Raw genomic sequence first — 14,699 nt, forward strand, 5'->3', positions numbered from 1 at the left:
CCTTCAAATCGAGCTTATCGCGAGTAAATCTATGAAAATCGGCATCATTGGTGCAATGGAAGAAGAAGTTACGCTGCTGCGTGACAAAATCGAAAACCGTCAAACTATCAGCCTGGGCGGTTGCGAAATCTATACCGGCCAACTGAACGGAACCGAGGTTGCGCTTCTGAAATCAGGCATTGGTAAAGTCGCAGCAGCGCTGGGTGCAACTCTGCTGCTGGAACACTGCAAGCCTGATGTGATTATTAACACCGGTTCCGCGGGTGGCCTGGCGCCAACGCTGAAAGTGGGCGATATCGTTGTCTCGGACGAAGCACGTTATCACGACGCGGATGTCACGGCGTTTGGCTATGAATACGGTCAATTGCCTGGCTGCCCTGCAGGCTTCAAAGCTGACGATAAACTGATCGCTGCCGCCGAGTCCTGCATTGCCGAACTGAATCTTAACGCTGTACGTGGCCTGATTGTTAGCGGCGACGCTTTCATCAACGGCTCTGTTGGTCTGGCGAAAATCCGCCACAATTTCCCGCAGGCCATTGCAGTAGAAATGGAAGCGACGGCTATCGCTCACGTTTGCCACAATTTTAACGTTCCGTTTGTGGTGGTGCGCGCCATCTCTGACGTCGCCGATCAACAGTCTCACCTTAGCTTCGACGAGTTCCTGGCCGTTGCTGCCAAACAGTCCAGCCTGATGGTTGAGTCACTGGTGCAGAAACTGGCTCATGGCTAAGTCACTATTCAGGGCGCTGGTCGCCCTGTCTTTTCTTGCGCCACTGTGGCTCAACGCCGCGCCGCGTGTCATCACTCTTTCCCCCGCTAACACCGAACTCGCATTTGCCGCCGGGATCACGCCGGTAGCGGTCAGCAGTTATTCCGACTATCCGCCAGAAGCACAGAAAATAGAGCAGGTTTCCACCTGGCAAGGGATGAATCTGGAACGTATTGTGGCGCTAAAACCCGATCTGGTCGTAGCCTGGCGCGGGGGTAACGCCGAGCGGCAAGTTGACCAGCTTGCTTCGCTGGGAATAAAAGTGATGTGGGTCGATGCGACAAGCATTGAACAAATTGCCGATGCGTTACGTCAACTGGCCCCGTGGAGTCCGCAACCTGACAAGGCCGAGAAAGCCGCGCAAACCTTGCTGGAACAGTATGCGCAACTCAAAGCTAAATTCGCCGACAAACCTAAAAAACGTGTTTTCTTACAATTCGGCATTAATCCGCCCTTCACCAGCGGAAAAGAATCGATTCAGAACCAGGTACTGGAAGTTTGCGGTGGAGAAAACATCTTTAAAAACAGCCATGTTCCCTGGCCACAGGTGAGCCGCGAACAGGTATTAGCACGCGCGCCACAGGCAATTGTCATCACTGGCGGATCGGACCAAACTCCTAAAATCGAGCAATACTGGGGTGAACAGCTCAAAATTCCCATTATTCCTCTCACAAGTGACTGGTTTGAACGTGCAAGCCCACGTATTATCCTCGCTGCACAACAACTCTGTAATGCGCTTTCACAAGTGGATTAGCGCCTGACCTTTTCAGGTGCTCAGTGGGGATTGAACAATGCTCGTCTATTGGCTGGATATAGTCGGCACAGCGGTATTTGCCATCTCCGGCGTTTTACTTGCCGGAAAATTGCGTATGGACCCTTTTGGCGTCCTGGTATTAGGCGTGGTTACCGCAGTAGGCGGTGGAACCATTCGTGACATGGCGCTGGATCACGGTCCGGTATTTTGGGTGAAAGACCCTACCGATCTGGTCGTTGCAATGGTAACCAGCATGCTGACGATCGTCCTGGTACGCCAGCCAAGACGCTTGCCGAAATGGATGCTGCCGGTGCTGGATGCTGTTGGGTTGGCAGTATTTGTTGGCATTGGCGTCAACAAAGCCTTTAATGCGGATGCGGGTCCATTGATTGCGGTATGTATGGGTGTTATTACGGGCGTTGGCGGCGGGATCATTCGCGATGTGCTGGCGCGCGAAATCCCCATGATTTTACGTACAGAAATCTACGCAACAGCCTGTATTATCGGCGGTATTGTCCACGCTACGGCTTATTATACGTTTTCCGTCCCGTTAGAAACGGCCAGTATGATGGGGATGGTGGTAACGCTATTGATTCGACTGGCAGCTATCCGTTGGCATCTTAAACTGCCGACGTTTGCGCTGGATGAGAATGGGCGTTAAAGAGAGTAGATGTGCCGGATAGTTTATCCGGCACATTAACAGCAGATTAGATGCTGAAGGAAGAACCGCAACCGCAGGTGCTTTTCGCGTTCGGGTTGGTCACGATGAAACGCGAACCTTCCAGTCCTTCAGTATAATCAACGGAACCACCAACCAGATATTGCAGGCTCATTGGGTCAACCACCAGGCCTACGCCCTGTTTTTCAATGGTCATATCGCCTTCGTTCACCTGATCATCAAAGGTGAAACCATACTGGAAGCCGCTGCAACCGCCACCGGTGATATACACGCGTAATTTCAGATTCGGGTTATCTTCGTCAGCGATCAGGCTTTTAACTTTGTTGGCTGCTGCGTCAGTAAACTCCAGCGGCAGTGCTACGTCATCACTCATATTTTGCTCCAAACGACATCGGCAATTGGGCAAATTCTAACCCAATAATAATCGCCATTATCTAATACCCTGGTATTTCGTTCAAGTATTCTCGCTGGCGACAGCGGCCTTGCTTCGCGCCAGTTGCTCCGCTTCCTGTTTTGCCAGCGTGCGCGCAAGAATCGCCGAGTATAGCGGTTTTCCGCCGGTAAATTGTGCTAATAGTGTTGCGCCAAGACCGGTAATAATCATTGGCAAAATGAGCTGATAGTTATCTGTCATCTCTAGTACCAGAATGATCCCCGTTAACGGCGCGCGAATGGACGCCGCCAGTAACGCGCCCATTCCGGCAATAGCAAAGGTGCCTGCTTCAAGGTGATATTGCGGAAACAGTTCAACGGCAACCATCCCGAACGCGGTTCCCAGCACGGTACCCAGCGCCAGCATCGGGGCAAAAATACCGCCCGGCGCGCCGGAAGAGAAACAGAGTAAGGTGGTGATGACCCGCGCGACAAAGATAAATACCAGCATTCCCATGCTGAAGTTCCCCGCCGTGGCGATAGGAATCAGGTTAAAACCACCGCCTGAGGTTTCAGGAGCGACAAAACCCAGCAGCCCACACAAACCACCAATCGCACCGCCCATCAGTACCCATTTGGTTATATTGCCGCCGTGTACGCGGTGTAGTAAATCCTGCATCCCCAGCACCCATTTATTAAAAACAGGGCCGAAGATGCCAAAAATAATACCGAGGATCAGATAAAGCCACAGCGTATTGAGCGGGGCGTCAGAAAGTTTACCGACGTCAATAAGTGCAACTTCGTGGTTAAATACCCGGTACATAATGGTCGACATAATGACGCCAATAAATACCGCTTTAATCGAAATTAGCGTATAGCGAAACTGCGGACGCATCTCTTCAATAATAAAAAGAATACCCGCCAGCGGCGCGTTAAAAGCCGCCGCCAGCCCCGCCGCCGCACCGGTTGCCAGTAACGTATGGCGAGCTTCGTCACCTTTCATGCGGAAAATATCAAGCACCATCCGGCCAATATTACCGCCAATCTGCACGGTTGGCCCTTCGCGCCCCAGTACCATACCGCCGCCCAGCGTCCCCAGGCCACCAAAGAATTTCACTGGCAATACACGCCACCAGCGAACGGGACGTTGATCTTCCAGCGCCCCTTCAATTTCCGGGATACCCGAACCACCCGCTTCCGGCGCGTATTTGCGCACTAAGAAATAACCGAACATCGCCAGCACTGCCGAACAGAGAAAAGCAACGGTTAACAGAAGTGGATAATTATCGGCAGTATGTACCAGCGCGCCCATGCGTTGGTTCTGCAACCAGGCGACACCTTTGTCAAAAGCAACCGCTGCCAGCCCGACAAGGGTACCGACGACCGCCGCCATAAACAAAATAGCTAATGGCGTTTTATCACGCTCAAGAAGCTGGCGAATGAGTTGTCTGCGTCGCAGACGCGCAGCCTGCGGTATTTCATAAGAGGGAGTATCAGTTTTCATCCAATGATCACATATTGGTCATACAAATAAGATGACGGCATTTTACTCGTACATTCAATGAAAATCCTTTGCAAAGCGTAATGTTTCAAATGCACAAAACTTTTATACTCTACGAAGTCAAAGTTGCAGCAGTAAAAGCAACTTGTTGACGAGTATTTAACTTGTTATGAATAACCTAGAATAGCAGCCATTCACTTTTTCTACGAATCAGGAACCCTCCATGAGTAAGTCTGAAAATCTTTACAGCGCAGCGCGTGAGCTGATCCCTGGCGGTGTGAACTCTCCTGTTCGCGCCTTTACTGGCGTGGGCGGCACTCCACTGTTTATCGAAAAAGCGGACGGCGCTTATCTGTATGATGTTGATGGCAAAGCGTATATCGATTATGTCGGTTCCTGGGGGCCGATGGTGCTGGGCCATAACCATCCGGCGATCCGTAACGCAGTGATTGAAGCCGCCGAGCGCGGTCTGAGCTTTGGTGCGCCGACCGAAATGGAAGTGAAAATGGCGCAACTGGTGACCGAACTGGTGCCAACGATGGATATGGTGCGCATGGTGAACTCCGGCACCGAAGCGACAATGAGCGCCATCCGCCTGGCCCGTGGTTTTACTGGCCGTGACAAGATCATCAAATTCGAAGGTTGCTACCACGGTCATGCTGACTGCCTGCTGGTGAAAGCCGGTTCTGGCGCACTCACTTTAGGGCAGCCAAACTCACCGGGCGTTCCGGCAGATTTCGCCAAACATACCTTAACCTGTACTTATAACGATCTGGCCTCTGTACGCGCCGCGTTCGAACAGTACCCGCAAGAGATTGCCTGTATTATCGTCGAGCCGGTGGCAGGCAATATGAACTGTGTTCCACCGCTGCCAGAGTTCCTGCCAGGTCTGCGCGCGCTGTGCGACGAATTTGGCGCGTTGCTGATCATTGATGAAGTGATGACTGGCTTCCGCGTGGCACTGGCTGGCGCACAGGATTATTATGGCGTGGTGCCAGATCTCACCTGTCTGGGCAAAATCATCGGTGGTGGAATGCCGGTAGGTGCCTTCGGCGGTCGTCGTGATGTGATGGATGCGCTGGCTCCGACTGGTCCGGTGTATCAGGCGGGTACGCTTTCCGGTAACCCGATTGCGATGGCAGCCGGTTTCGCCTGTCTGAATGAAGTCGCGCAGCCGGGCGTTCACGAGACACTGGATGAGCTGACAACACGTCTGGCAGAAGGTCTGCTGGAAGCGGCGGAAGAAGCGGGAATTCCGCTGGTTGTTAACCACGTTGGCGGCATGTTCGGTATTTTCTTTACCGACGCCGAGTCCGTGACATGCTACCAGGATGTGATGTCCTGTGACGTGGAACGCTTTAAGCGTTTCTTCCATATGATGCTGGACGAAGGTGTTTACCTGGCACCGTCAGCGTTTGAAGCGGGCTTTATGTCTGTGGCGCACAGCATGGAAGATATCAATAACACCATCGATGCTGCACGTCGGGTGTTTGCGAAGTTGTGATCCAACATTGTTTGTCGGATGCGGCGTGAACGCCTTATCCGGCCTACGGTTCAGGACCGTTTGTAGGCCCGATAAGGCGCACCAGCGTCGCATCGGGCATCGGTTGTCGGATGCGGCGTGAACGCCTTATCCGACCTACGGTTCGGGGCCGTTTGTAGGCCCGATAAGACGCGTCAGCGTCGCATCGGGCATTGTTTGCCGAATGCGGCATGGACGCCTTATCCGACCTGGAGTGCAGGACCGTTTGTAGGCCCGATAAGACGCGCCAGCGTCGCATCGGGCATTGTTTGTCGGATGTGGCATGAACGCCTTATCCGACCTACAGTTCAGCGCCGTTATATGGAAAAATTAACGGCTCTGCTTTCTCAGCAAATAAATAAAATACGGTGCGCCGATAAACGTCGACAGCAGACCCGCCGGGATCTGGAATGGAAACAGCACCATCCGTCCACACCAGTCAGCGAACACCAGCAGTAATCCCCCCACCAGCGCTGAAATCACGATGTGCGGCATCGTCCGTCGAAAGCCCATCATCCGCGCAATATGCGGTGCCATCAGACCAACAAAACTCAACGGTCCAATGGTCATTGTCGCGGTCGCCGTCAGGCAAGCCGCTAGCAGCAGCAGCGCAATTCGCGTCGGCGTCAGCGCCATCCCCACGGCCCGCGCGGTATCACCGCCCAGCGGTAAAATGGTCAGCCAGCGGCGGCACAGCGGGGTAATCGCCAGCAAAATCACCATCACAATCCCCGTGCGCCAGACCTGCGCATCGGTCGCGTTGTAGGTCGAACCAGAAATCCAGGTCAGCACTTGCGCCATTCGCGGGTCACCGCTCGCCTGCAACATCATCAAAAGCATGGTGAACGCGGTGCTTAACGCCATCCCCGCCAGTAACATGCGGTGAGGGGAAAATCCACCGCGTCCGGCGGCGATCATAATGATCAACAGCGTCACCGCCGCGCCGAGACTTCCCGCGGGTAACAGCCAGCCAAAGGCATTACCCGGTACCAGAAACAACATCAACACCACGCCAAACGCCGCGCCAGAGCTAATCCCCAGCACTTCCGGGCTTGCCATCGGGTTTCCGGTCAGCCGCTGAATAATACAGCCCGCCACCGCCAGCATGACGCCCGCAAACAGCGCTGCCATAATTCGCGGCCAGCGCCAGGGCATCAAATCCTCGAGCAACGCCCCGCTCGCCCACGTCCAGCCGTGCGCATCACGACCAAACGACAGCGCCACCACCACAGCCATCAACAGCAGCACGCCGCCCGCGAGGGCAAACGCCAGCACGTGTTGGCGTTCAGTCGCGACACGATCGTTGACCTTCATATCCGGCGCGCTAATGCTGCGTAAACGCGGCAGCAGCCACAGTAGCAGCGGCGCACCGATCAACGCAGTGACCGAACCGGTAGAAACTTCCATCCACACGCGAGTCAGCCAGAGGATGATTTGATCAGAAAGCCACAGAATTAACGCACCAATCAGCGACGCCAGCATCAATCGTGGCAACAAACGCCGCGCCCCCAGCATTTTTGCCAGCAGCGGCGCGAACAACCCGATAAAGCCGATAATCCCCACCGCGTTCACCAGCAGCGCACTGATGACTATCGCCAGCGACAGCGCCGCCAGACGCGCCAGCGACAAGGCCAGCCCCAGATTGCGCGCCACGCCATCATCAAGTCCCATCAGGGTTAACGGGCGAAGTAGCAGTAACGTCAGCATCACGCCGCCCAGCAGCTGCGGCCATAAACGCTCAACGCCGCCCCAGTCGGTTTGCGTCAGCGTTCCGGTGCTCCACAGGAACATGCTTTGCAGCTGGTCGTGATGGAAGATAACCAGTAGCTGATTAATTGCCCCGCAATAAAGGCTCACCACCAGCCCCGCGAGGATCAGCGTTACTGGCGAAAGCCGTTTCCCCCACGCGACGCCAAAAACGATTAAGCCAACGACACAAGCGCCCGCCAGCGCAGCAAACTGGCTCGCCATCGCGCCGGGGATCGCCCAGAGCGTGGTGACGGTAATCCCCAGTTGCGCGCCTGTAGCAACGCCCAACGTCGTCGGTTCCGCCAGCGGGTTACGCAGCACTTGCTGAAACAGCACGCCCACCAGCCCCAGGCCCGCGCCCACCAGCAGCGAAATCGCCAGACGCGGCAACAAGCTGTAGTGAAAAATCATCTGCTCGATGACATCGATATCCGGCGACCAGGCAGCCTGCGCCCACTGGCTACGCGGCAGCGCCTGCGAAAAGTTCATCCAGGTGAGCGCCGCTGCGACAATCACCAGCAGCGCCAGCAATAACGCCGGGAAAAGCGCAATTCGTTTACTCACGCTTTACCTCCGATGGCGTTATCCAGAATACGCACAAAGTGCATTGCCGAAAGCGTCGCGCCATAGAACCAGACTGCCGGAACGCGCTGAAAACGTCCGGCGCGGACAAACGGCATGGCCTGCCACAGCGGGGTTGCCATTAGCGCGTCCATCTCCTTGCTGTTGTCATGATCAAAACAGAGCACATCAACATCTTTATACGCCGCCAGACGATCGATACTGACGGTAGTACTGCCCCAGAAATTGGTTTCTCCCTGCCAGGCATTCACAATGCCGTATTCATCGAGAATTTCCTGGAACAGGCTGTTTGGACCGAAGACCAGCATATGGCGCGGATCGAGAAGCGACGTCAGCAATAACGGGCGCGCTCCACGCTTCACAAAGCGGGGTTTCATGCTACGGATAAAGTCTTCATATTGCGCTAAATGCGTTTCTGCTGCGCTTTGCAGATTAAGTAAATCCGCCATTTCCGTCAGCGATTTACGCGCCATCGCCAGCGGCTGTTTTCCGTCGCTGAAGTTAAATCCGCGTCCCGGCGCAATGCGTGCCAGCATTTCTGGCGAAGGCCCATATCCCGCCGACCAGACCATAAACGATGGTTTCATTTCGGTCAGCAGTTCAAGGTTAGGTTCTGTGCGCAAACCAACGTCAATCACCGATTCAGGTAATGGTGGTTCGCTGACCCACAGGCGATAGTTGATGGTGTCCGCCACGCCGTAAGGTACGATGCCGAGCGCCAGCAGTAATTCCACCGGCAACCACTCCAGCGCCACAACGCGATGTGGATCAATAGCCGCCGCACGGGCGGTATTCATCTGCCATAGCAACGGAGAAAGCGCCATCGCCGTTAACAGTCGGCGGCGCGAAATAAGAGGTAAACCGCTCATCAATAAACAAAACTCACAGGTGCAGCACCCGCCGGATGCGGCAAAATCCCCATCGGGATGCCATAAATCATTTCGAGGGTTTCGCCGCGCATAATTTCCGCAGGCGTTCCCTGAGCAATCATTTCACCACCGCGCAGGGCGACCAGATAATCACAATAGCGCGCCGCCATATTGATATCGTGCAGCACAGCAATGACCGTCAGACCACGTTCCTGACTTAAACGATGCACCAGCGCCAGCACGTCAACCTGGTGGGCGATATCCAGCGCCGAGGTCGGTTCATCCAGCAGCAGGCAACGGCTATCCTGCGCCACCAGCATGGCGATCCACGCCCGCTGACGTTCGCCGCCAGAGAGACTATCGACCAGCCGATGCGCCAGCGGTTTTAAGCCAACCAGCGAAATCGCCTCTTCGACCTTTTCGCGATCAGCCGCGCCAAAGCGCCCCAGCGCGCCATGCCACGGGTAACGACCAATCGCCACCAGTTCACGCACGGTCATCCCTTCTGCCGGAGGAAGCTGCTGCGGCAAATAAGCCACTTTGCGGGCGAACGCTTTGCTGCTCCAGCTTTCCAGCGGCTGGGCATCAAGAAGAATTTCGCCTTCCGACGGTGGCTGATGACGGCCAAGCATTTTGAGCAGAGTGGATTTACCAGAACCGTTGTGACCAATCAAACCGGTCACTTTCCCGGCAGGAAAGGTTAACGACAGCGGATGCAAAAGCGTGCGCCCTGGCACACGAAAGGAGATATTACGCAGTGCAAAAGTGGTATCGGAATGATTCGTGTATTCCTGCATAACAGCCAACTTGTGAAGCGGGCACGGAAATCCGTGCCCCAAAGAGAAAATTAGAAACGGAAGGTTGCGGTTGCAACGACCTGACGTTCTGCGCCCCAGAAGCAGCCATAAGTGTTAAAGCAGCTGGCGACGTATTCACGATCGAACAGGTTGTTAACATGCAGCGCTACGTTGGAGCCCGCCATACCGACTCGCGCCAGATCATAACGCACTAACGCATCCACGACCGTATAACTTCCCACTTTAAAGGAGTTCGCCGGATCGCCGTAGCTGGAGCCAGTATAACGGCCGCCAGTACCCAGCGTCAGACCTGAAAGTGGACCGTCAAAGAAGGTGTAATCAGCCCACAGAGAAGCCATGTGTTTTGGCACCTGCGCAGGTGTATTGCCTTTATAGGTAGTATCGGTGGTGTATTCCGCGTCGGTATAGGTATAAGAACCGACCACGTTAACACTCGCCGACAGCGCCGCTTTTGCTTCGATCTCTACGCCACGCGCACGGATCTCGCCACCTTCAACCGAGAAGAAGGAACCCTCAGGATCCGCCATCAGGTTGTTGGTTTTGGTGAGATTATACAGCGCGCCAGTCACCACAATTGGGCGATCTTCCGGTACGTATTTCACGCCGACTTCGTACTGCTTACCTTTAGACGGTGCGAAAATATTACCATCCTTCCCGACCTGTGAAGAAGGTTCAAACGATTCGCTATAGCTGAAGTACGGTGTTACGCCGTTATCAAACAGGTAGTTAACGCCACCACGCCAGGTGAACTGTTTGTCATCACGCTTGTCTGTCGTTCCCGCTACGCGGTTAAGAGATTCTTGATCTGCCCAGTCGTAACGACCGCCCAGAGTGACCAGCACTTTATCCCACTGCGCCTGATCCTGAACGTAAATACCCGTTTGCTTCTGCTTATTCAGAATACGGTACGGGCCGGAGTTTGCCGGATCTTTCGCATTGAAATCGAAATCGGTATTCACCGGATTGTACAGATCGAGCAGTGGCACAGAGTCGTCGTAACCAAACCAGGCGTTGATGTCATTACGCATACGCATAAAGTCGACACCGGTCAGCAGGGTATGGTCGATATCGCCAGTGGCGAATTTGCTTTGCAACTGGGTATCAACAGAGAAGTTTTGCAGCTTCTCATCATCAACGACGTATTTGCGCGCCAGATAATGGCCTTTATCCGCTGGCGCTAAAGCTGCACACTGTTGGCTGTAAGCATTCGCCGGATCGGAGCAGACGCCGTAACCATAAACGCTGTTTTGCGAGGTTTTGTTTTCAGCAAAGCGCAGGTTCTGACGCACAGTAAAGGTGTCGTTAAATTCGTGGTCGAAGCTGTAGCCCACCATCTTCTCATTACGAGAATAGGTGTTGTTCTTCGCCCCTTCATTAAAGTCAGTCGGCAGACGCTTACCGTTTGGCAGCGTATCAACGGTCCCTTCTTTCGGCAACCAGCCGTAATAACCAGTTTCCGGCTCATTCTGGAAGTAAGAGAGGAAGGTGAAATTGGTTTTATCGTCCGGACGCCAGGTAAACGCTGGAGCGATGGCATAACGCTGCTCTTCCGCCCCCTTTTGCTGGGCATTGGCAGAGCGCGCAAGACCGGTCAGACGATAAGAGTAAACGCCGTCATCATCCAGCGCATCGCTAAAGTCAAAACCGGTCTGGAACAGGCTGTCAGTCCCGGCTTTAAACTGTACTTCTTTCAACGGTTCAGTGGTCGGGCGCTTGCTGACCATGTTCAACAGGCCGCCTGGGCTGCTTTTCCCATAAAGCACAGATACCGGGCCACGCATGATTTCAGCGCGCTCCAGCATGTACGGGTCGATAACCGCATCGTTATAGAAGTTGCCCTGCATCTTCAGGCCATTCAGATAGTTGTTCTGGCTTTGGCCGTCAGCGGCAAATCCGCGGATGATCAAGTAATCGTAAGTGTTGGACGCACCACGGGTTCCCACAGCAACACCCGGCGTGTAGCTGAGCGCCTCTTTTACCGACTTCGGCTGGTGCAGCGCCATCTCTTCAGCAGTCACAACAGAAATAGACTGTGGCACTTTTTGAATCGGCGTATCGGTTTTAGTGCCGGTAGCTGACTGTCGCGCCGCGATAGTGGCAGCCGGACCCCATGCGCTTTCTTGCGGCGCAGGTGCAGCGGTAACGGTGATAGTGTCTTCTTTCGGTTCAACCGCTGCCTGTGCATAAACAGACATGCCGCTAACCGCTGTGGCTACTACAACTGCGATTTTACGCAGTGAGTGTTTTGGCTGAGCAGTTTTGGAACGCGCCATTGGTATATCTCTGATGTAAAGTGAATGATAACGTAAACGAGAATGATTATTATAAAGATAAGATAATATTCGAAACGCTGGCGGGTTCGCAAGCGGTACGCAATATGAGCGTTCCTGAAGGGTTAATAAACAACCAGATGAAAAGAAAGGGTTAATGCTTTTGGAGGGATGTTACTTTACCGGATGGCTACTCGCCATCCGGTATGTCACGCTTAGACGTTAATTACTACCAAACATATCCTTGATCCAGCCTGCCACGCCGTCGCTGTCTTTCTGCTGCTGTTGAGCAGGTTGCTGTTGCGGCTGTGAAGACTGATCAAATGGATTGCCTGACGGCTGCTGCTGTACCTCACTCTGCTGGCACAGCGATTGCGGATCGCTGGTCCAGACCGGCAAAGTACGCATACCACCGCTGCAAACAAAGTTACCGTCGTAATCCACGCCCATATCCACGATATCTTCCGGCGGTACAAGATTCAGCGGCGTTGGTGTCTGATTAGCCAGATAACGCTGGTAAATCGACATCGCCCCGCTGGCACCGTACAGCTTAGTCGGCTGGTTGTTATCGCGGCCTACCCAGGTGATGGTCACCGTGCTGCCGTCAATGCCCGCAAACCAGGTATCAACGTTGTTGTTGGTAGTACCCGTTTTCCCTGCCAGATGCAGGTTCGGGTATTTAGCCCCAAGCTGACGCCCTGTACCACGTTGCACCACTTGCTGCATGGTCCACAGCGTCAGATACGCCGCCTGCGCCGGAACTGCGCGTTCCGCCTGCGGGAAGCTCTGATACAGCACCTTACCATCTTCCGCGATTACCGAACGCAGTGCAGAAAGTGGCGCGCGGTTACCGCCGCTGGCGATAGTCTGGAACGCCTGCGCCACTTCGATTGGCGTTAAGTTCAGCGCTCCCAGCAACATTGCCGGAACTGGATTCAACTGGTCTTTCGGCACGCCCAGTTTGATCCAGGTATCCGTAACCGCAGGCAGCCCCAGCGCCATCCCCAGATTCACCGTCGGCACGTTCATCGAACGGGTCAACGCATCCACCAGCATCACTCTGCCGCTTTCGCTATAGCGACGATCATCGTTCTGCGGTGACCAGACCTGACCGTTCGGCTGACGCAGCGCGATTGGCGCATCGGCAATCCACGTATTCAGACGATAGATTTTCGGCTGGCTTAACGCCGTAAGATAAGTCGCTGGTTTTGCCAGTGAACCAATCGAACGACGTGCCTGCATCGCACGGTTGTAGCCCGCAAACTGCGGTTCAGCCCCCCCGACCATCGCACGGACTTCGCCACTAAAGCGATCAACGACGACAATCGCCGTTTCCAGATCGCTCAACTTACGCTGTTTCTTCAGTGCAGGAATGCCTTCTACGGCAGCTTTTTCTGCCGCATCCTGGGCCACTGAGTCAAAAGTAGTGAAGATCTTCACACCAGAGAGATCTTTCACCTTATCGCCCAGTTTCGCCTGCAACTCCTGACGTACCAGCTGCATAAAGGCTGGCTGAGGAGAGATTACTCCGCCGCGTGGCTGTACGCCCAGCGGTCGCGCACTCAGCATTTCATACAGTTCGCCGTCGATAATCTGCTGTTGTTGCAGCAAACGCAGCACCAGGTTACGTCGCTCCAGCGCCAGTTTCGGATTACGCCACGGGTTGTAGATCGACGCGCCTTTCACCATGCCAACTAACAGCGCCTGCTGGTCAAGGCTCAACTCTTCTACCGGGCGACCAAAGTAGTACAGGCTCGCCAGCGGGAAGCCACGAATTTCGTTGTCGCCGCTCTGACCGAGATACACCTCGTTCATATACAGCTCAAGAATGCGATCTTTGCTGTAACGTGCATCCATGATCAACGCCATATAGGCTTCGTTCGCTTTACGCCAGTAAGAACGTTCGCTGGAGAGGAACAGGTTTTTCACTAACTGTTGCGTCAGTGTACTCGCCCCCTGCACCGTGCGTCCGGCTGTCAGGTTCGCCAGCACCGCACGTCCAATGGAGTAGAGGCTGATGCCATCATGCTCGTAGAAATGACGGTCTTCTGTCGCCAGCAAGGTATCTACCAGCAAGTCCGGGAAACCACTGCGCGGCACAAACAGACGCTGCTCGCCGTTTGGCGAGGAGATCATGGTGATCAGGCGCGGATCAAGACGGAAGAAACCGAACTGACGGTTGTTCTCCATATTGACGATGGTCGCCAGATGATCACCATCAAAAGTCAGACGCGCACGCACCTGCCCTTCTTTACTGTCCGGGAAATCAAACGGACGGCGGATCATTTCAATGCTGTTGGCCTGCACGGTAAATTCGCCAGGACGGGTCATCTTCGACACCTGACGATACTGGGTCGCCTCCAGCAGTTTCACCATCTCGTTCTTGCTGATGGTCATATCTGGTTCAAGGTTAACCATTCGGCCATAGACCGCCGCTGGCAACTGCCAGACCTTGCCATCAATACGGCTACGAATTTTTTGATCGAGATAAACGCCGTAAATGGCGATCAGCACGGCAAAAACGATAGCCAGTTTTAGCAGCAGCCATAACCAGCCGCGTTTGCCACGAGGCTTACGCCCTTTTCCTTTGCCCTTTCCTTTGCGCGGCATCGGTTCTTCGTCCTCATAGTCATCATAATCGTCGTAATCATCGTCGTCTTCGTAACGACGACGGCTTACCTTTTGTTTGACTGGACGCGTCGGTTTCCCTTTGCGTCCAATTGGCTCGCGGTCATTCCCGGCCATGCTTTTTCTCCGCAATATTCAGGCGCAAAAGCCCGATTTTCTGTTCTTCTGTTGCAATACAGAAGAAGA

General features: G+C 54.3%; 13 protein-coding genes. 4 read left to right on the forward strand and 9 right to left on the reverse strand.

Annotation, left to right across the window (positions count from 1 at the left end; genetic code table 11):
* The first annotated feature begins 31 nt into the window (after nucleotides 1-31).
* From mtnN to D9736_RS04720, 3 genes are read left to right on the forward strand one after another with little or no spacing between them, the layout of a single operon-like run.
* Complete coding sequence (gene mtnN, locus D9736_RS04710; protein ID WP_064525028.1) at nucleotides 32-730, forward strand: 5'-methylthioadenosine/S-adenosylhomocysteine nucleosidase; 699 nt, start codon at nucleotides 32-34, stop codon at nucleotides 728-730.
* Nucleotides 723-1,523 carry a vitamin B12 ABC transporter substrate-binding protein BtuF gene (gene btuF, locus D9736_RS04715; protein ID WP_130205008.1) on the forward strand — a complete coding sequence of 267 codons (801 nt, stop codon included), beginning with the start codon at nucleotides 723-725 and terminating at the stop codon, nucleotides 1,521-1,523. Before mtnN ends, btuF begins: the two co-directional genes overlap by 8 nt.
* A gap of 37 nt (nucleotides 1,524-1,560) precedes the next feature.
* Nucleotides 1,561-2,184, forward strand: a complete 624-nt coding sequence (locus D9736_RS04720; protein WP_064525034.1) for a TRIC cation channel family protein — start codon at nucleotides 1,561-1,563, stop codon at nucleotides 2,182-2,184.
* Between the two features lie 46 nt (nucleotides 2,185-2,230).
* Here D9736_RS04720 and erpA read toward each other — a convergent pair whose 3' ends face one another.
* The 4 genes from erpA to D9736_RS23535 are packed head-to-tail and all read right to left on the reverse strand — an operon-like array spanning nucleotide 2,231 to nucleotide 4,137.
* Nucleotides 2,231-2,575: an iron-sulfur cluster insertion protein ErpA gene (erpA, locus tag D9736_RS04725; RefSeq protein WP_001295564.1), complete on the reverse strand. Its 345-nt coding sequence runs from the start codon at nucleotides 2,573-2,575 to the stop codon at nucleotides 2,231-2,233.
* Nucleotides 2,568-2,633 (reverse strand): small protein YadW, encoded by a 66-nt coding sequence (gene yadW / locus D9736_RS04730; protein WP_120795373.1) that lies wholly within the window; start codon nucleotides 2,631-2,633, stop codon nucleotides 2,568-2,570. The genes erpA and yadW overlap by 8 nt, the downstream gene beginning before the upstream one ends.
* Before the next feature lie 23 nt (nucleotides 2,634-2,656).
* Entirely contained in the window at nucleotides 2,657-4,078 is a 1,422-nt protein-coding gene (gene clcA, locus D9736_RS04735; RefSeq protein WP_130257827.1) for a H(+)/Cl(-) exchange transporter ClcA, read from the reverse strand.
* Nucleotides 4,075-4,137 (reverse strand): hypothetical protein, encoded by a 63-nt coding sequence (locus D9736_RS23535; protein WP_214430084.1) that lies wholly within the window; start codon nucleotides 4,135-4,137, stop codon nucleotides 4,075-4,077. Before D9736_RS23535 ends, clcA begins: the two co-directional genes overlap by 4 nt.
* A gap of 161 nt (nucleotides 4,138-4,298) precedes the next feature.
* Between D9736_RS23535 and hemL the strand changes: the two genes are divergently transcribed.
* Entirely contained in the window at nucleotides 4,299-5,579 is a 1,281-nt protein-coding gene (hemL, locus tag D9736_RS04740; RefSeq protein WP_130205003.1) for a glutamate-1-semialdehyde 2,1-aminomutase, read from the forward strand.
* Between the two features lie 348 nt (nucleotides 5,580-5,927).
* On the opposite strand, the gene fhuB is transcribed toward hemL, so the two are convergent.
* The 5 genes from fhuB to mrcB all read right to left on the reverse strand — a co-directional run bounded on the left by fhuB (nucleotide 5,928) and on the right by mrcB (nucleotide 14,630).
* Nucleotides 5,928-7,910, reverse strand: coding sequence for a Fe(3+)-hydroxamate ABC transporter permease FhuB (fhuB, locus tag D9736_RS04745; protein WP_000044040.1), 1,983 nt, complete (start codon nucleotides 7,908-7,910; stop codon nucleotides 5,928-5,930).
* Entirely contained in the window at nucleotides 7,907-8,797 is an 891-nt protein-coding gene (gene fhuD, locus D9736_RS04750) for a Fe(3+)-hydroxamate ABC transporter substrate-binding protein FhuD (RefSeq protein ID WP_130257828.1), read from the reverse strand. Before fhuD ends, fhuB begins: the two co-directional genes overlap by 4 nt.
* Nucleotides 8,797-9,594, reverse strand: a complete 798-nt coding sequence (fhuC, locus tag D9736_RS04755; protein WP_001158929.1) for a Fe3+-hydroxamate ABC transporter ATP-binding protein FhuC — start codon at nucleotides 9,592-9,594, stop codon at nucleotides 8,797-8,799. The genes fhuD and fhuC overlap by 1 nt, the downstream gene beginning before the upstream one ends.
* 50 nt (nucleotides 9,595-9,644) lie before the next feature.
* Nucleotides 9,645-11,888, reverse strand: a complete 2,244-nt coding sequence (gene fhuA / locus D9736_RS04760) for a ferrichrome porin FhuA (protein WP_130257829.1) — start codon at nucleotides 11,886-11,888, stop codon at nucleotides 9,645-9,647.
* A 219-nt stretch (nucleotides 11,889-12,107) separates the two neighbouring features.
* The gene (gene mrcB / locus D9736_RS04765; RefSeq protein ID WP_130257830.1) at nucleotides 12,108-14,630 is read right to left on the reverse strand and encodes a bifunctional glycosyl transferase/transpeptidase; all 2,523 of its coding nucleotides are present in this window, start codon (nucleotides 14,628-14,630) and stop codon (nucleotides 12,108-12,110) included.
* Nucleotides 14,631-14,699: the final 69 nt, after the last annotated feature.

Source organism: Escherichia sp. E10V10 (assembly GCF_004211985.1).
Lineage (GTDB): Bacteria > Pseudomonadota > Gammaproteobacteria > Enterobacterales > Enterobacteriaceae > Escherichia.